This window comes from Streptomyces sp. NPDC093591, from assembly GCF_044764885.1.
Lineage (GTDB): Bacteria > Actinomycetota > Actinomycetes > Streptomycetales > Streptomycetaceae > Streptomyces.
The window spans coordinates 241,045-257,326 of record NZ_JBIWIY010000006.1 but is presented as its reverse complement, the minus strand read 5'-3'; the positions used below and the strand labels follow the sequence as shown (position 1 = coordinate 257,326).

At 71.1% G+C, this 16,282-nt stretch carries 15 protein-coding genes; 8 read left to right on the top strand and 7 right to left on the bottom strand.

What is annotated here, in order from left to right; translation table 11 throughout:
• Window positions 1-221: 221 nt before the first annotated feature.
• The 4 genes from ACIREI_RS15390 (at window position 222) to ACIREI_RS15375 (ending at window position 3,591) form a co-directional block, all read left to right on the top strand.
• On the top strand, window positions 222-1,160 hold the full coding sequence (locus ACIREI_RS15390; protein WP_403332597.1) for a diiron oxygenase: 939 nt from the start codon (window positions 222-224) through the stop codon (window positions 1,158-1,160).
• Window positions 1,161-1,406: 246 nt separating this feature from the next.
• On the top strand, window positions 1,407-2,054 hold the full coding sequence (locus ACIREI_RS15385; protein ID WP_403332595.1) for a TetR/AcrR family transcriptional regulator: 648 nt from the start codon (window positions 1,407-1,409) through the stop codon (window positions 2,052-2,054).
• Between the two features lie 10 nt (window positions 2,055-2,064).
• Window positions 2,065-2,367 carry a hypothetical protein gene (locus tag ACIREI_RS15380; protein WP_403332592.1) on the top strand — a complete coding sequence of 101 codons (303 nt, stop codon included), beginning with the start codon at window positions 2,065-2,067 and terminating at the stop codon, window positions 2,365-2,367.
• 102 nt (window positions 2,368-2,469) lie between these two features.
• Window positions 2,470-3,591, top strand: coding sequence for an NlpC/P60 family protein (locus ACIREI_RS15375; protein WP_403332590.1), 1,122 nt, complete (start codon window positions 2,470-2,472; stop codon window positions 3,589-3,591).
• On the opposite strand, the gene ACIREI_RS15370 is transcribed toward ACIREI_RS15375, so the two are convergent.
• Genes ACIREI_RS15370 through ACIREI_RS15350 form a run of 5 tightly spaced genes read right to left on the bottom strand, consistent with a single transcriptional unit; the run spans window position 3,509 to window position 9,230 of the window.
• Complete coding sequence (locus tag ACIREI_RS15370; RefSeq protein WP_403332587.1) at window positions 3,509-4,762, bottom strand: styrene monooxygenase/indole monooxygenase family protein; 1,254 nt, start codon at window positions 4,760-4,762, stop codon at window positions 3,509-3,511. The two genes, ACIREI_RS15375 and ACIREI_RS15370, sit on opposite strands and share 83 nt — an antisense overlap.
• A 29-nt stretch (window positions 4,763-4,791) precedes the next feature.
• Entirely contained in the window at window positions 4,792-5,439 is a 648-nt protein-coding gene (locus ACIREI_RS15365; protein WP_403332584.1) for a GTP-binding protein, read from the bottom strand.
• Window positions 5,420-5,848, bottom strand: a complete 429-nt coding sequence (locus ACIREI_RS15360) for a DUF742 domain-containing protein (protein WP_403332582.1) — start codon at window positions 5,846-5,848, stop codon at window positions 5,420-5,422. Before ACIREI_RS15360 ends, ACIREI_RS15365 begins: the two co-directional genes overlap by 20 nt.
• Entirely contained in the window at window positions 5,845-6,348 is a 504-nt protein-coding gene (locus ACIREI_RS15355) for a roadblock/LC7 domain-containing protein (RefSeq protein WP_403332579.1), read from the bottom strand. Before ACIREI_RS15355 ends, ACIREI_RS15360 begins: the two co-directional genes overlap by 4 nt.
• Window positions 6,345-9,230 carry a nitrate- and nitrite sensing domain-containing protein gene (locus ACIREI_RS15350; RefSeq protein WP_403332576.1) on the bottom strand — a complete coding sequence of 962 codons (2,886 nt, stop codon included), beginning with the start codon at window positions 9,228-9,230 and terminating at the stop codon, window positions 6,345-6,347. The genes ACIREI_RS15355 and ACIREI_RS15350 overlap by 4 nt, the downstream gene beginning before the upstream one ends.
• Window positions 9,231-9,596: 366 nt before the next feature.
• On the opposite strand from ACIREI_RS15350, the gene ACIREI_RS15345 reads away from it, so the two are divergent.
• Both ACIREI_RS15345 and ACIREI_RS15340 read left to right on the top strand, forming a co-directional pair.
• A complete protein-coding gene (locus ACIREI_RS15345) occupies window positions 9,597-10,454 on the top strand; it encodes a protein phosphatase 2C domain-containing protein (RefSeq protein WP_403332573.1) in 858 nt (285 codons plus the stop codon).
• Window positions 10,455-10,608: 154 nt separating this feature from the next.
• The gene (locus ACIREI_RS15340; protein ID WP_403332570.1) at window positions 10,609-11,163 is read left to right on the top strand and encodes a DUF2690 domain-containing protein; all 555 of its coding nucleotides are present in this window, start codon (window positions 10,609-10,611) and stop codon (window positions 11,161-11,163) included.
• A 54-nt stretch (window positions 11,164-11,217) separates the two neighbouring features.
• On the opposite strand, the gene ACIREI_RS15335 is transcribed toward ACIREI_RS15340, so the two are convergent.
• Window positions 11,218-11,712 carry a MarR family winged helix-turn-helix transcriptional regulator gene (locus ACIREI_RS15335; RefSeq protein WP_403332567.1) on the bottom strand — a complete coding sequence of 165 codons (495 nt, stop codon included), beginning with the start codon at window positions 11,710-11,712 and terminating at the stop codon, window positions 11,218-11,220.
• A gap of 240 nt (window positions 11,713-11,952) precedes the next feature.
• On the opposite strand from ACIREI_RS15335, the gene ACIREI_RS15330 reads away from it, so the two are divergent.
• Complete coding sequence (locus ACIREI_RS15330; protein ID WP_403332564.1) at window positions 11,953-12,792, top strand: lysozyme; 840 nt, start codon at window positions 11,953-11,955, stop codon at window positions 12,790-12,792.
• An 84-nt stretch (window positions 12,793-12,876) separates the two neighbouring features.
• On the opposite strand, the gene lon is transcribed toward ACIREI_RS15330, so the two are convergent.
• Window positions 12,877-15,291, bottom strand: a complete 2,415-nt coding sequence (lon, locus tag ACIREI_RS15325; protein ID WP_403332561.1) for an endopeptidase La — start codon at window positions 15,289-15,291, stop codon at window positions 12,877-12,879.
• A 212-nt stretch (window positions 15,292-15,503) separates the two neighbouring features.
• Between lon and ACIREI_RS15320 the strand changes: the two genes are divergently transcribed.
• Entirely contained in the window at window positions 15,504-16,256 is a 753-nt protein-coding gene (locus ACIREI_RS15320; protein ID WP_403332952.1) for a GNAT family N-acetyltransferase, read from the top strand.
• Window positions 16,257-16,282: the final 26 nt, after the last annotated feature.

Sequence of the window (16,282 nt, the reverse complement as noted above, 5' to 3'; positions counted from 1 at the left end):
CCCTCGGGCCGGAAGGCGGCCGGCCTCTCGTGGTGTACGCGTCAGCCTGCCCAACTTTTCAGCGACGAGTCGCCCAGACGTTCGATGTCGCCCCGGCTCCGGCAGACTCACGCGCAGTAGACGCCGGGTCAACAAGTCATGCGCAAGGGATTGACGGCCTTGCTGACAAGCAGTCTCATAAGACGCGGACGACGTACCCCCGGTAACGAGGTGAGGGACCGATGACGACCCTGACGGACGCCGACGCGCTCGACGGCCTGCGCGACGCACTCGGCCTGCTCAAGGACCGCGAACAGGTGGCCGAGCGCCTCCTCGCCTCGTCCGCCAAGCACTCCTTCGACCCCGACACGGAGCTGGACTGGGACGCGCCCTTCGAGGAGGGCAAGTGGTTCTGGCCCCCGGAGCTGCTCTCCCTCTACGACACCCCCCTGTGGAAGCGGATGAGCGAGGAGCAGCGCCTCCTCCTCTCCCGGCACGAGGCGGCCGCGCTCGCCTCCCTCGGGATCTGGTTCGAGATCATCCTCATGCAGCTCCTGGTCCGCCACATCTACGACAAGTCGGCGACCAGCGCACACGTGCGCTACGCCCTCACCGAGATCGAGGACGAGTGCCGCCACTCCAAGATGTTCGCCCGCCTGATCTCCCACGGAGACACCCCCTGGTACCCCGTCAGCCGCACCCACCAGCACCTGGGCCGCCTCTTCAAGACGATCTCCACCACCCCCGGCTCCTTCACGGCGACCCTCCTCGGCGAGGAGGTCCTCGACTGGATGCAGCGGCTGACGTTCCCCGACGAGCGCGTACAGCCCCTCATACGCGGCGTCACCCGCATCCACGTGGTCGAGGAGGCCCGCCACGTGCGGTACGCCCGTGAGGAGCTGCGCCGCCAGATGCTGACGGCCCCGCGGTGGTCCCAGGAGTTCACGCGGGTGACCTCCGGTGAGTTCGCGCGGGTGTTCTCGGTGGCGTTCGTGAATCCCGAGGTCTACACGAACGTGGGGCTGGACAAACGGGAGGCGATGGCGCAGGTGAAGGCGAGCGGCCACCGGCGGGAGGTCATGCAGACGGGGGCGAAGAAGCTGACGGACTTCCTGGACGACATCGGCGTGCTGCGGGGGGTCGGGCGGCGGCTGTGGAGGTCGTCCGGTTTGCTGGCGTGAGTGGGGGCTGGCGCAGGGTCGGGACGCTCGCCCGCGCTTGCGGGGTGCCGCCTTCTTTGGGTCGGGAGCCGCCCCAGCGGCACGACTGCCCGCAGGCTAGGGGGCTTGTCAGCCGACGGCGCTGCAGCGCCCCAAGGGGCGCGGGGGGCTGTATCGACATGCGGCTCCGCCGCGTGGGCGCGACCAGCCACAACCGGCCCGCAGCCGCCAAATCTCAGCACCCCCCATGGCGACTAGGCTGCCCTCATGACCCCCGCCGCCCCGGCCTACCGCCGCCTCAGCGTCGAGGAACGCCGCGCCCAGCTCCTCAACGCCGCCCTCACCCTCTTCGCGCACCGCGCCCCCGAGGACGTGTCCCTGGACGACGTGGCAGAGGCGGCCGGAGTGTCACGGCCACTGGTGTACCGGTACTTCCCGGGCGGAAAGCAGCAGCTGTACGAGGCTGCCCTGAGGTCGGCCGCCGAAGAGCTCCAGCAGTGCTTCGACGAGCCCCCGGAGGGCCCGCTCCTCGCCCGCCTCGCCCGCGCCCTGGACCGCTACCTCGCCTTCGTGGACGAGCACGACGCCGGATTCAGCGCGCTGCTCCAGGGCGGCAGCGTCGTGGAGACCTCCCGTACGACGGCGATCGTCGACGGCGTACGCCGCGCCGCGGCCGAGCACATCCTCAGCCACCTGGAGGTCACCGACCCCGGCCTCCGCCTGCGCATGACCGTACGGATGTGGATCACGGCGGTGGAGGCGGCCTCCCTCATCTGGCTCGACGAGGACAAACAGCCCCCCGTCGAGGAGCTACGGGACTGGCTGGTCGACCAGTTCGTCGCCGTACTCTCCGTCACGGCGGACCGGGACCCCCAGACCGCGGCACTGACGCGGAAGCTGACCGCGGATAGCTGAGACTGGTGCCGTGAAGAGCGAAGAGACCCCCTTCGAGGGCGGCCCCATGGACGGCCGTGTACTCCCGGTGCTGCTGGGCATCACCGGCCACCCGCCCAAGACGTACCGCATCCCGGTCCCCGACCCGCACGGCGGCCCGCCGACCGTCCTCGTCTACCACCGCGTCCCCCGCACCCCGGGCGCCCGCATGGGCCTGTCCCAACGCTGGAAGTACGAGTACGACCCGGAGGGGAAGCAGTCCCGCCGCCTGAACTGGCCGTGGTCCAAGCCGGACGCCACGCCGCGGGGCAAGCCGGACGACTCCGACGGGTGACCCGGTTACGCCGAACCGCGCACACCGGCCATACAAACCGGCCACCCCGGTCTAATCCTCACGATGCGGAGCAGAGAGCCTCTCCGCACCGGAGGTGATGACGTGTCAGGAAGACTTCTGCGTCTGGCATGCAGGGCAACGGCCACCGCCACGACAGCCGCCGCGCTCCTCTCACCGGCACCCGCGCTCGCCGCCCCCGAACCCCAAGCCCGGTCCACGGCCGAACTCCTGACCGACCTTCAGCGCCTCTACCGTCAGGCCGAGCAGGCCACGGAGACCTACAACGCCACCGCGGAGAAGCTGAAGAAACAGCGCACCGAGGTGGCCCGGCTGGACGCCGCCCTGGCCCGGACGCGCCTCTCCCTGCGCGACAGCCGAGGAGCGGCCGGCCGCCTGGCCCGCCAGCAGTACCAGAACACCACCGACATCTCCCCGTACGTACGCCTGCTCCTGGCCCGCGACCCCCAGCACGCCCTGGACCAGGGCCACGTCATCGGCCGGCTGGCACGCGAGCGCGCCGAGACGGTGGGCCGTTTGACCGGCATGGAGAAGAAGGCCGGCGAGCTGGCCCGGCAGGCCCGCAAGGCGCTGGACGCCCAACGCGCCCTGGCCGAGCGGCAGAAGAAGGACCGGGACGCCGTACGAAAGCGTCTGAAGAAGGTGGAGGAGCTCCTCGCCTCCCTCACCGCCGCCCAGCTCACCGCCCTGGCCGAGTTCGAGAAGCAGGACATCGCCAAGTCCCAGCGGGCCTTCATGGCGTCCGGTGCCCTCGCCAAGGACGACCACAAACCGTCCCCCGAGGCCCGCCGCGCCATCCGCTACGCCAGGAAGCAACTGGGAAAGCCGTACAAGTGGGGCGCGGAGGGCCCGAAGTCCTACGACTGCTCGGGCCTGACGTCAGAGGCGTGGGCCCACGCCGGGACCCCGATCCCCCGCACCAGCCAGGAGCAGTGGGCGCGGCTCGACCGCATCCCGCTGACCGAACTGCGCCCGGGCGACCTGGTCGTCTACTTCCCGGACGCCACCCATGTGGCCCTGTACCTCGGCAAGGGCAAGGTGGTCCAGGCCCCGCGCACCGGCGAGAAGATCAAGATCTCGCCGATCGCGTCGAACCCGGTCCTGGGAGCCGTACGGCCGCAGGTCAGGACCCAGAAACCTCAGCGAGGTAAGCCGCGGCCTTCTCCGGCTCATAGAAGTAGTTCTCGAAGTCAGCCGGGTCGTTGAACCCGTTGGCGAACCGGTCGGCGACCGGCGGCAGCTGGCCCGCCGCGCCGATGAGGTTGAGGATGTGCTCCGGCGGCGGCGCGAGCATCGCGTTCGTCCACTTGGTCACGTGCTGCGCGGTGGCCCAGTACCGGTCGAAGGTGGCGCGCATCCACGCCTCGTCGAACTCCTTGTCGCCGTGCTCGACGATCGAGTCGAGGTAGGCGGCCGCGCACTTGGACGCGGAGTTGGAGCCCTGCCCGGTGATCGGGTCGTTCGCCACGACGACGTCCGCCACACCCAGCACGAGCCCGCCACCGGGCAGCCGCCCGACGGGGTTGCGCACGGTCGGCGCGTACCGGCCGCTCAGCACGCCTCCGGCGTCCGTGAGCTCGACCTTGGTCGCCCGCGCGTGCTCCCACGGGGTGTACTTCTCCATGAGTTCCAGGGTCAGGGAGAGGTGCTCCGCCGGGTCCTGCACGCCGTCGAAGACGTCGAGCGGCCCGCCGGGTATGCCCTCCCAGAAGAGGATGTCCGCCCGCCCGGAGGTCGTCAGACACGGCATGACGAACAGCTCGCCGACGCCGGGGACGAGGTTGCAGCGGACGGCCTCGGTGTCCGGGTGCTCGGGGCGCGGGCCCAGGCCGTGGACGTACGACACGGCGAGCGCGCGCTGCGGCTCGCTGTACGGGGACCGCTCCGCGTCCCGCCCGAACATCTGGACGAGCTCACCCTTGCCGGCCGACACCAGCACCAGGTCGTACGTACGGGAGAAGTAGTCGAGGTCGCCGACCGCCGCGCCATGGATGACCAGCTGGCCGCCGCGCTGGGCGAACGTCTCCATCCAGCCGGCCATCTTCACCCGCTGGTCGATCGACTGCGCGAACCCGTCGAGATTCCCCATCCAGTCGATCGCCCGCGCCGCGGGGCCCTCGCCCCAGGAGCCGGGGGCCGCCACCGAGACGCCGAGTCCTTCGATCTTCGGGGCCTGGGACTCCCAGAAGTTCAGCTGGAGATCGCGCTCGTGCTGCAGTGCCGTGTGGAACATGCACTGGGTGGACATGACCCGGCCGGAGCGGATCTCGTCCGCCGTCCGGTTGGACATCAGGGTGACCTCGTACCCGTGCGACTGGAGTCCGAGGGCTATCTGGAGTCCGGACTGACCGGCTCCGACGACGAGTATCTTCCGCATCGGGTGGTGTCTCCTACAGGGATCGGGGACTACTCGGGGGTGACGTCCAGTGCGTGGCCGACGAGGGCCAGCAGGGTCTCGATGACCGAGATCCGCCGCCGCGCATCCATGATCATTACAGGTATGTGCGCGGGGATCGTCAACGCCTCCCGCACGTCCTCCGGTTCGAAGCGCTCACTGCCGTCGAAGTGGTTGACGGCGACGACGTACGGCAGTCCGCAGCTCTCGAAGTAGTCCAGCGCGGGGAAGCAGTCCTTCAGGCGCCGGGTGTCGGCCATGACGACCGCGCCGATCGCGCCGCGCACCAGGTCGTCCCACATGAACCAGAACCGCTGCTGGCCCGGCGTGCCGAACAGGTAGAGCACCAGGTCGTCGTCGAGCGTGATGCGGCCGAAGTCCATGGCCACGGTGGTGGTCAGCTTGCCGGGCGTCGAGGTGAGGTCGTCCGTCTCCTCGCTCGCCTCGGTCATCAGCGCCTCGGTCTGCAGGGGCGTGATCTCCGAGACGGCGGTGACCAGCGTGGTCTTGCCGACGCCGAAGCCGCCGGCCACGACTATCTTCGTGGCGATCGGGGCCCGGGTACGGTCCGTCTGCCAGGGCTGTTCGGGCCCCTCTTCGGCGACTTCGGCGAGGAGCGGGGAGACACCGCGAGCGGCGTCAGAGACGACGGAGTCCACTGAGCACCCTTTCCAGCAGAGCGCGGTCCGGACGGCCCGTGCCGTGGCCGGTTCCCGTGCCGTACACCCGGATCTTTCCCTGGTCCGCGAGGTCGCTGAGGAGCACGCGAACCACGCCGAGCGGCATCTTCAGCAGCGCGGCGATCTCGGCCACCGTGCGCATCCGGCGGCACAGTTCGACGATGGCCCGCATCTCCGGCATGACCCGGGTGGTGAGGGAACCATTCGTCAGTTCCTTGCGCTCCTCGCCCGCCTCCAGGGCGGCGGTGCTGCTGACGAACGTCTCGACGAGCAGGACGTGGCCGAAGCGGGTACGGCCGCCGGTCAGCGAGTACGGGCGCACGCGGGCGGGCTTGCGGTCGCCGCCGCGGACGGGGAGCTGGGGCCTGTTCTGCGGGGCGTTGCTCATCGGGTACTCCCTGCCGACGCGGTCTCGAGGGACTTCCGTAGCTCGCTGCGGAGTTCGGGCGTCAGGACGTGGCCGGCGCGGCCGACGAAGAGCGCCATGTGGTAGGCCACCACGCTCATGTCGCAGTCCGCGGAACCGTGCACGCCGAGCAGCGAGCCGTCGCTGATGGACATCACGAACAGGCTGCCCTCGTCCATCGCGACCATCGTGTGCTTCACCCCGCCGAACTGCATCAGCTTGGCGGCGCCGATGGTGAGGCTGCCGATGCCGGAGACGATGGTGGCGAGGTCGGCGGAGGAGCCGCGGGGGCCGGTGGGCTTGCCGGTCGTGGCTTCCCGGGCCTCGGCGTTCCGTGCGTGGTCCGAGGAGAGCAGGAGCAACCCGTCGGAGGAGACCACCGCGACTGACTGGATGCCCGGCACCTCCTCGACCAGATTCGTCAACAACCAGTGCAGGTTGCGGGCTTCACTGCTCAGTCCGAAGGTACTGGGCGCGGTCAACTGCTTGCCTCCTCGACTGTGCCCCCCGTGGCTGCTTCGGATTCACTGCTGGGTGTTCTGTTCTCGCCGGTCTGTTCGGCGATCTCTGCCTGTACGTCGCGGTAGCCGGCCTGCGCTCCCTGGCGGAAGCCGCCGAGCCTCCTGCGGAGGGCTTCGGCGTCCACGGTGCCGGTCCGCTGGCGCGGGGCCTGGGCGGGGGCGGCGATCCTCGGGGTGCGTTTGGGGAGGCCCTTGTCGGTGAGCTGCTCCTCGGGCTGGTCCGGGACGCGTTCGTGTTCCGCCTCGGCTTCGCCTTCGGCGGGGTCGTTCCCACCCACACCACCCGTGCGGCCATCGTCGTCGGGCGCAGGCGGCCCCTGTGGGGCGTCCTCGCCGTCGGCGGCTGCGGATTCGTCGGTCCCCGGTTCGCCCGTCGCCGGTTCGTCGACCGCGGGCTCCTCGGTCGCGGGCGCGGCAGGCGCCGGTCCGGGAACCGCCGGCCCACTGGGCGTCTCCTCGCCCGTCGGCTGGGACGGGATCAGGAGCTCCATCGTGGTCTCGGCAGGGTGCTCCCGCTCCTGCTCGGCCTCGGGTGCACCCGGCTGCGCCTGCGGCGTCTCCTGTACGGCCTTCTCCGCCAGCGCGACCAGCGGGTCGCCGTTCTTCGAGCGGCCGCGCAGGACGTTGGAGTTGGCCTCGGCGTCGGCGCCGGGCAGGGAGAAGGCGTGGGTGCCGGTGTGGTGCGGTGAGTCCGAGGGGACCGCGGCCGCGGGGGCCGCCGCCAGCAGGCCCCTGGGCAGGACCGCGACCGCCGCGACCCCGCCCTGCTTCTGCTCGCGGAGCTGGACGCGGACGCCGTGGCGGTGGGCGAGGCGGGCGACGACGTAGAGGCCGAGGCCCAGGCCGTCGTCGCCCTCCTGGTCGTAGGTGGCCTCGGGGTCGAAGTCGGCGAGGCGGGAGTTGAGGCGGGTCATGCGCTCGGTGGTCATCCCGATGCCCTCGTCGTGGACGGAGAGCATGACCTCGCCGTTCTCCAGCAGCCAGCCGGAGATTTCGACGGGCAGGTCGGGCGGGGAGAACGACGACGCGTTCTCCATCAGCTCGGCCAGGAGGTGGGAGAGGTCGTCGGCCGCGAAGCCCGCCACATGCGCGTGCGGCGGGAGCGCGGCGATGCGGACCCGCTCGTAGCGCTCGATCTCGCTGACCGCCGCGCGGACGACGTCGACGAGCGGAACCGGTCCGGCGTGCTGCTGGACGTGCTCGGTACCGGCCAGGACGAGGAGGTTCTCGCTGTGCCGGCGCATGACCGTGGCGAAGTGGTCGAGCTTGAAGAGCGTGGCGAGCCGGTCGGGGTCCTGCTCGCGCTCCTCCAGACTCTCGATGACGGTGAGCTGACGCTCGACCAGGCCGAGGGTGCGCAGTGCGAGGTTGACGAAGGTGGAGCCGATGGTGTCCCGCAACCGCTCCAACTCGGCGGCGGAGTCGGCGAGTTCGGTGCGCAGCTCGTCGCGTGCGTCGGCCATCTTCTGGCGCTGGCCGACGAGGTGCTTGCGGTCGGACTCCAGGGTGGCGATGCGCTCGTGGAGGGCGACGGCGTGCGCGTGCAGGGCGTTGACGGAGTTGACGACCTGGGCGAACTCGTCCTTGCGGCCGGTGAACTTGACCGGCTCCTCGGCCGCCGGGACCTCGGCCTGGGCGAGCCGGGCGGAGCCAAGCCGCAGCACGGCGAGGGGCCGGGTGAGGCTGCGGGCCATGCCCGTGGCGACGCCCACGGCGAGCAGCATCAGCGCGCCGAGGATCGCGATGCGGATCTCCAGGGCGGTGACGTCGTCGTCGCGGAGCTGTTCGAGGGCCTTGGTGCGGCGGTCGTAGAGGGCTGACTCGACGCCGCGCATGGCGTCGACGCGGGCGGACAGGGCGGCCTCGGCACGCTGGGTGTTGGTGGCGAGGTCCCGGTCGGAGAGCGTGGCCTGGTCGGTGAGGGCGGTGAGGTACCGCTCGGCGGTGCTGATCTCGGGGCCGGTGACCGTGGAGTCGTACGAGGTGCGCGCGCTCTTGGGGGCGGTGTCGTGGAAGTCGGCGAGGGCGGCGTCGGAGCGCAGCCGGGCCTGCTGGGCGGCAGCGCTGAGGGTGGCGCGCTGCTTGGCGTCGGCGTCCGAGGAGGTCTTCCGGGTGGTCGCGATGCCGGTGATCGGGTCGATCACGGTCTCGGTGGTGGTCGGCACGCTGAGGGCGGCGAGCAGCAGCCCGCGGGCGGCGGCGGCCTGCTGTACGGCGGAGTCCAGCTCGGCGAGGGCGTAGGAGCCGGCGCCCGCGCGGGGCGGCATCTGCTCGGCCAGCTGCTCGGCGAGCCGGTGGAGTTCGGTGATGGTGACCGAGTAGGCCGCGTGCGCTTCCAGCGCGGTGCTCTTGCCGGTGAGCGCGGCCCTGCGCACGGTCGCGATGCCGTCGAGGTCGCCGCGCAGCGAGGCAGGCGTGTCGGTGTCGGCGCGCAGCTCCTCGACCTGGCGGTCGACACGGACGCCGCGCTGCTCGCTGGGCGCCTTCGACTTGGGCCGCCCGGCGGCGATGTACGAGGTGACCTCGTCGCGCTCGTCGGCGAGGGAGTGAGCGAGGGTGAGCGCGTCCTCGGTCTGCTCGGCAAGCGTCACCAGCCGCTGGGAGTCGTGCAGTTGCCCGGAGGCGGCGACGACCGAGGGGACGCCGGCGCCGGCTATGGCGGCGGCGACGACGGCCACGGCGACGATCAGCCGGTTCCGTACGTGGGTCGGGCGCCCCTTGCCCGCGGGTGTGACGTCGGTCGTCGTGCCGTTCGTGGAGCCGGACGTGGACTGCGCGCCCCCTGCGGAGGACGTCTGCTTGCCTGAGCGACGAGGCCGCATCTTCTGCACCGGTGCTCGCATTCCTGACTCGTGATACCCATGGGTCCGAGTGACGCTCCGTCAACTACCGTCGACTCTACGTACACTCGATGCGGTTCCCGACCCTCCCAGTGCCGGTGGGCAGCGGCCGCGCATCACCTGACCCGCCACCCGAAGGAGTGAACCCCGGAGGAGAGTTGGCGGGCAAGTTCCTCTGGCGCGTGCACACGCCTTGCACGGCGGGTCGGTTGGACGTCCGCGGCGGGCGATGGCAGTATTCGCCGCCACGCTCTGCCGGAGTGAACCATTCCACCCCAAATCAGGCGCCTGACCTGCATCGCCGCACCGATTCGGCGGCCGATGCGGCCCCTTGGCGAACCTTGTGAAGGCCTCGTGCAGACTGGCCGGATGCGAACAGAGCTTGTTTCGGAGCCCGGTGACCCGGTCCGCCCCAACGAGGACTTCGCGAGTGTCGCCGTTCCCGCTTCGGGACAGGGCGGCGCACTGGTGGTTCTGGATGGAGTGACCCCACCGAGGGGTGAGACGGGCTGTCTGCATTCCGTCCCCTGGTTCACCGCGCGACTCGGCGGAGCCCTGACCGAACTGACCGTTTCACTCCCTGATGTTCCCCTCGTCGACGCCTTGGCCCGCGCCATCGCACGTACCGCCGAGGCCCACGCCGAAACCTGTGACCTTTCTCACCCACGCACCCCACAGGCAACGGTGGTTCTGGCGCGGTGGTCGGCGCAGGCGGTGGAGTACCTGATCCTGTCGGACTCGGCCCTGCTGGTGGAGTCCCCGGACGGCGCGATCACGCCCTACCTGGACGACCGTCTGGCCCGCCTCCCCCGCGCCTCCCTGGCCACGGACGCCATGATCGACGCCCACATCCGCAACAAGGAGGGCGGCTTCTTCACGGCCGCCGCGGATCCGTCGGTGGCGGGGCGGGCGGTGACGGGGGTGCTGGACCGGGGGGATGTGCGGGCGCTGGCCGCGCTGACGGACGGGGCGACCCGGTGGGTGGAGAAGTTCCGGGAGGGCGACTGGGGGGATTGTTTCCGGCTCCTGCGGAAGGTGGGGGCGCGGGAGTTGGTGGAACGGGTGCGGGGGTTGGAGCGGGCGGACGCGGAGGAGCGTACGTATCTGGGGCGGAGCAAGACGCATGACGATGCGACGGTGGTGTTTGCGGAGTTGGCCTTCGGTACTGGTGGGCTCGCCGGTACTGTCCCCGCGGCCTTCGAGAGGACCGTCAACCTCGAAGAGTGAGCGCCCGCCGCCTGGATCCGGTGTCGTCGTGGGCCGACCCGGGGGCGCATGCGCGGGTGCCCTCATGCCCCTCGCGCCCCCTGCCGTGCGCCTTGTTCCTACGGCAACAGAAAGCCGATTCTGACCCTCCCGGCTCCGCATCAAGGTGACCCCCATGTCGACGAGCGAAACCGACAACACCTCCGTGTCCCCGTCCGAGCCCGGATCACCTGCGCCCCGGAACAGGCGCGGCCGGCGAAGCAACGCGACGGTGGTGGCGCTGACGGTGGCAGTCGCCAGTACCGTCGTGGCCTCCGTGGTGACCCCGCTCGGAGATCACCTGATGAAAGCCGTCCTCGGCGAGCCGACCTGCCCGGGGGAGGCCTGTGACGGCAAGAACCCGCAGAACCAGGGATGCGCGGAGGACGCGCAGAGCTTCAAGCCCGACACCGGCAACCCCGCGACTCTCTCCCTGCGCTACAGCAAGGACTGTCAGGCCGTGTGGGCGAAGATCGAGCGCGGCAGCCCCGGGGACCAGGTCCAGGTCAAGGCCGTCGGACGCGGCGAGCGCAACGCCGAGATCACCTACGGCGATGACCAGTTCACGCAGATGGTGGCGGTCGGGGACGGCGAGTTCCAGGTAACCGCCTGCGCCGTCCCGAAGGCCGGCGGGGACAGTACGTATGAGCACTACTGCATCCACGCGAGCGAAGCGACTGCTTGGCGGTGACCGTCGGGCGGGCCGGCTGCAGCCGTATCGGCCCATTGCCCGGTGACCGTCGCCCTACTTCTCCATCCCCCGGTTCAACTGATTCAGCAACCGAGCCAGCTCCGCCACCTCACCCCGATCCCAGTGGGACAGCTGCGCGACATACCGGGCCCGGCGGGCCTCCCGCACCTTCGCGACCCGGCCGCGCCCCTCCTCCGTGAGATGCACCAGCCAGGCCCGCCCGTCGGCGGGGTCCGGCTCGCGGGCGACCAGGCCCAGGTCCTCCAGGGCGCGCAGCTGGCGGGACATGGTGGCCTTGCCGACGCCGATGTACGCGGCGAGTTCCGTGGCCCGCATGCGGCCGGACTCGTCCAGCCGGACCAGCAGTCCGTACGCCGCGGACTCCAGGTCGGGATGGACCTGGCGGGCCATCTCGCCCTGCTTGGCCCTGGCGCGCCGGAAGAGGACCGTCAACTCGCGTTCCAGGTCGAGGAATTCGGGCTGGTCCATACCGCCACCGGACATGCCGGATGCGACTCTCCGCCCGTCGCTGTTTCCGTCTTCGTGCACGTCAGCCCCTGCCTCGATGTCCCGGTCCTGAGAATGTCCGTCACCCGCCGTCATTGCCGCAGCTCCGCCAGTATTTCGCAGGCGTAGACCAACGGCAGCCTCCGGACCCCCTTCCACCTGCCGAGGCCCTCACCCACCGCGGCCCGGACGGAGCCGCCCAGCGGTCCCCCATCACCCGACCGCAGTCACGCCCCCGGCCCGTTTTCCCACCGAGCGTCACCGAGCCGTGGGATGCACGCTATGCCCGTGCTCAGATCCGAATCGCTCCGCTCCCGGCACCCCCACCTCGCCGGGCTCCCGCTCGCCGCCGCCCTCTCCCTCCTCCTCGTCCTCCTCACCGCCCAGCCCTCTTCCGCATCCATCGACGACGACCCGCCGCGCGGCTCCGCCCACATGGGCATGGGCGTCGCAGCCCACGACGGGGTGCACGGCGGCCCCGTCAACACCCTGGCCACTCGGACGGAAGGCGTGGACGTCTCCAGCCACCAGGGCGACGTCGACTGGCCGAAGCTGTGGGGCAGCGGGGTCAAGTGGGCCTATGTGAAGGCCACCGAGGGGACGTACTACCGGAACCCCTACTTCGCCCAGCAGTACGACGGCTCCCACGACGTCGGCATGATCCGCGGGGCGTACCACTTCGCCACCCCGGACACCACCAATGGAGCAACCCAGGCCGACTATTTCATCGATCACGGCGGCGGCTGGTCCCGCGACAGCAGGACCTTGCCCGGCGTCCTCGACATCGAGTGGAATCCGTACGGAGACGCCTGCTACGGCAAGACACCGACCGCGATGGTCAGCTGGATCCGCGACTTCCTGAACCGGTACCGGGCCCGCACCGGCCGCGGCCCCGTCATCTACACGGCCACCAGCTGGTGGAAACAGTGCACCGGCAACCACAGCGGCTTCGCCTCCGTCAACCCGCTGTGGATCGCCCGGTACGCGACGGCGGTGGGCGAACTGCCGGCGGGCTGGAGGTACTACACGATGTGGCAGTACACGTCCTCCGGGCCGACCGTCGGTGACCACAACAGGTTCAACGGCGCGCTGGACCGCGTGAAGGCGTTGGCCAACGGCTAGTCCGACACGGCGACATGCGCCCCACGGCGAAGGCCCGGCCTCCCTCACGAGAGACCCGGGCCTTGCCTTTTCCGGTTACGTCCGTCACGCCGCGACCGGAACCTCCGGCGCCACGCCGCTGGTGGCCGGCGACAGCGCCAGCTCCAGGACCTGGCGGACGTCCGTCACGGCGTGGACGTCGAGCTTGTCCAGCACCTCGGCGGGGACGTCGTCCAGGTCGGGCTCGTTGCGCTTGGGGATGATCACGGTCGTGATGCCCGCCCGGTGGGCCGCCAGCAGCTTCTGCTTCACGCCGCCGATGGGCAGGACCCGCCCGGTCAGCGAGACCTCGCCCGTCATCGCCACGTCCGTGCGGACCAGCCGCCCGCTGAGCAGCGACGCCAGCGCCGTCGTCATCGTGATGCCCGCGCTCGGGCCGTCCTTGGGCACCGCGCCCGCCGGGAAGTGGATGTGCACGCCCCGGTCCTTCAGGTCGGCGACGGGCAGCTCCAGTTCGGCGCCGTGCGAGCGGAGGAAGGACAGGGCGATCTGTGCGCTCTCCTTCATCACGTCACCCAGTTGGCCCGTCAGGGTCAGGCCCGCCGCGCCCGTCTCCGCGTCCGCCAGCGACGCCTCGACGAACAGCACGTCGCCGCCCGCGCCGGTCACCGCGAGCCCGGTCGCCACGCCCGGCACGGCCGTACGGCGCTCCGCCGGGTCCTGGGCGGACTCGGGCACGTGGTGCGGCCGGCCGATCAGGCCGCGCAGGTCACCGTCCGCGATCGTGAACGGCAGCTTCCGCTCACCCAGTTCGTGCTGCGCCGCCACCTTGCGGAGCAGCCGCGCGATCGAGCGCTCCAGGTTGCGGACGCCCGCCTCGCGCGTGTACTCGCCGGCGAGCTTGCGCAGCGCGCTCTCGTCGAGCGTCACCTCGTCCTTCTCCAGGCCCGCCCGCTCCAGTTGGCGCGGGAGCAGGTGGTCGCGGGCGATGACGATCTTCTCGTCCTCGGTGTAGCCGTCGAGGCGGACCAGCTCCATACGGTCGAGCAGGGCCTCGGGGATGGCCTCCAGGACGTTGGCGGTGGCGAGGAAGACCACGTCCGACAGGTCCAGTTCCACTTCCAGGTAGTGGTCCCGGAAGGTGTGGTTCTGGGCCGGGTCCAGGACCTCCAGGAGCGCGGCCGCGGGGTCGCCGCGGAAGTCCGAGCCCACCTTGTCGATCTCGTCGAGGAGGACGACCGGGTTCATCGACCCGGCCTCCTTGATCGCGCGCACGATCCGGCCGGGCAGCGCGCCGACGTACGTACGGCGGTGGCCGCGGATCTCGGCCTCGTCGCGAACGCCGCCGAGGGCGACCCGGACGAACTTGCGGCCCATGGCGTGGGCGACGGACTCGCCGAGCGAGGTCTTGCCGACGCCGGGCGGGCCGACCAGGGCCAGTACGGCACCGCCGCGCCGGCCGCCGACGACCCCGAGGCCGCGGTCGGCACGGCGCTTGCGCACCGCGAGGTACTCGGTGATCCGCTCCTTCACGTCCTCCAGACCGGCGTGTTCGGCGTCCAGCACGCCCTTGGCGCCCTGGATGTCGTAGGCGTCCTCGGTGCGCTCGTTCCACGGCAGTTCGAGGACGGTGTCCAGCCACGTACGGATCCAGGAGCCCTCGGGCGACTGGTCGCTGGACCGCTCCAGCTTGTCGACCTCCTTGAGGGCCGCCTCGCGGACCTTCTCCGGCAGGTCGGCGGCCTCCACGCGGGCGCGGTAGTCGTCGGACTCCTCGCCCTCCTGCTCGCCGTTGAGCTCGCGCAGTTCCTTGCGGACGGCCTCCAGCTGGCGGCGCAGCAGGAATTCGCGCTGCTGCTTGTCGACGCCTTCCTGGACGTCCTTGGCGATGGTCTCGGCGACGTCCTGCTCGGCGAGGTGGTCGCGCAGGTGCCGGGTGGCGAGCTTGAGGCGGGCGACCGGGTCGGCGGTCTCCAGGAGTTCCACCTTCTGCTCGGTGGACAGGAAGGGCGAGTAACCGGAGTTGTCGGCCAGGGCCGAGACGTCGTCGATGGCCTGGACGCGGTCGACGACCTGCCAGGCGCCGCGCTTGCGCAGCCAGGCGGTGGCAAGGGCCTTGTATTCCTTGACCAGTTCGGTGACCTGTCCGGGCAGCGGCTCGGGCCCGCTCTCGTCGAGCCGCGTCCCCTCGACCCACAGTGCCGCACCCGGTCCGGTCGTCCCGGCGCCGATCCGCACCCGGCCGCGACCGCGGATCAGGGCGCCCGGGTCGCCGTCGGCCAGCCGGCCGACCTGCTCGACGGTGCCGAGCACACCGGTGCTCGCGTACGTGCCGTCGATGCGCGGCACCAGAAGCACTCGTGGCTTTCCGGGTTGCGAGCGGGCGGCCGCCTGCGCGGCCTCCACCGCGGCGCGCACATCTGCGTCGTTCAAGTCCAGCGGGACCACCATTCCGGGCAGCACGACCTCATCGTCGAGCGGCAGCACAGGCAGGGTGAGCGGTGTGGACGTCGAAGCCATGATCTCCCCTTCGGCAGTCAAGTTGAGTTATGCCGACTCAATGCACGGGGAGGCTGGAATGTTCCCAGGCCTTCGTTCGCTGTGAGCGATCACCGGCGCCACACACGGTGACCTCGGCTTTCGTGAATAAACGGTTGCCGGGGGCCGGTTCCTTCCCCCACCGTCTCCCCGTGACGGACACAGAGACCTTTCTCGCGGCCTACGACGACCAGATGCGCGGCGCGCCCCCGACCCCGCCCGCCGGGGTGACGTACGAACAGGACGGTCCCCTGCTGCGGATCGTCGGCGGTTTCCGCGGCCTCGTCAGCGGCCCGCGTTCGCTCGGTGTGGGCGGCGCGGAGCTCGCCCGGCTCATCGCCCGGCAGCGCGACTACTTCGCGGCGCGCGGCGAGGCGGTGGAGTGGAAGACCCGGTCCCACGACGACCCGGCCGACCTCACCGACCGGCTGCGCGGGGCCGGCTTCCTGCCCGAGGACGCAGAGACGGTCCTGGTGGGCCGGGCCGCCGACATGGCCGTACGGCAGCCCGTCCTGCCCGAGGGCGTGACGCTGCGGCGGGTCACGGCGGACGCGGACATGCGCCGTATCGCCTCGATGGAGTCGGTCGTGTGGGGCGAGGACCGGACCTGGCTCGCCGACGATCTCATCGGCCGGGTCGCGTCCGCCCCTGACGAGATCGCCGTGTACGTCGCCGAGGCGGACGGCCAGGTCGTCTGCGCGGCATGGCTGGTGTTCCGCGCGGGCACCGAGTTCGCGAGCCTGTGGGGCGGGTCAACGCTGGCCGAGTGGCGCGGCCAGGGCATCTACCGCGCGCTGGTCGCCACCCGCGCCGCCCTCGCCGTCGCGCGCGGGGTCGGCTATCTGCACGTGGACGCCTCCGACGACAGCGCGCCCATCCTGCGGCGGCTGGGCTTCGAGGCGGTGACGACGACCACGCCGTACGTGTGGTCGCCCGTGGCCGGCTGAACCCGGGGTGTACCAGCGGCGCACCG

Bases quoted from the DNA above. Each gene is read 5' to 3' on its own strand.
- ACIREI_RS15320 (WP_403332952.1), top strand. From the start codon at position 15,504: ATGCGCGGCGCGCCCCCGACCCCGCCCGCCGGGGTGACGTACGAACAG.
- ACIREI_RS15385 (WP_403332595.1), top strand. From the start codon at position 1,407: ATGACCCCCGCCGCCCCGGCCTACCGCCGCCTCAGCGTCGAGGAACGC.
- ACIREI_RS15330 (WP_403332564.1), top strand. From the start codon at position 11,953: ATGCCCGTGCTCAGATCCGAATCGCTCCGCTCCCGGCACCCCCACCTC.
- ACIREI_RS15390 (WP_403332597.1), top strand. From the start codon at position 222: ATGACGACCCTGACGGACGCCGACGCGCTCGACGGCCTGCGCGACGCA.
- ACIREI_RS15350 (WP_403332576.1), bottom strand. From the start codon at position 9,230: ATGCGAGCACCGGTGCAGAAGATGCGGCCTCGTCGCTCAGGCAAGCAG.
- ACIREI_RS15345 (WP_403332573.1), top strand. From the start codon at position 9,597: ATGCGAACAGAGCTTGTTTCGGAGCCCGGTGACCCGGTCCGCCCCAAC.
- lon (WP_403332561.1), bottom strand. From the start codon at position 15,291: ATGGCTTCGACGTCCACACCGCTCACCCTGCCTGTGCTGCCGCTCGAC.
- ACIREI_RS15370 (WP_403332587.1), bottom strand. From the start codon at position 4,762: ATGCGGAAGATACTCGTCGTCGGAGCCGGTCAGTCCGGACTCCAGATA.
- ACIREI_RS15340 (WP_403332570.1), top strand. From the start codon at position 10,609: ATGTCGACGAGCGAAACCGACAACACCTCCGTGTCCCCGTCCGAGCCC.
- ACIREI_RS15360 (WP_403332582.1), bottom strand. From the start codon at position 5,848: ATGAGCAACGCCCCGCAGAACAGGCCCCAGCTCCCCGTCCGCGGCGGC.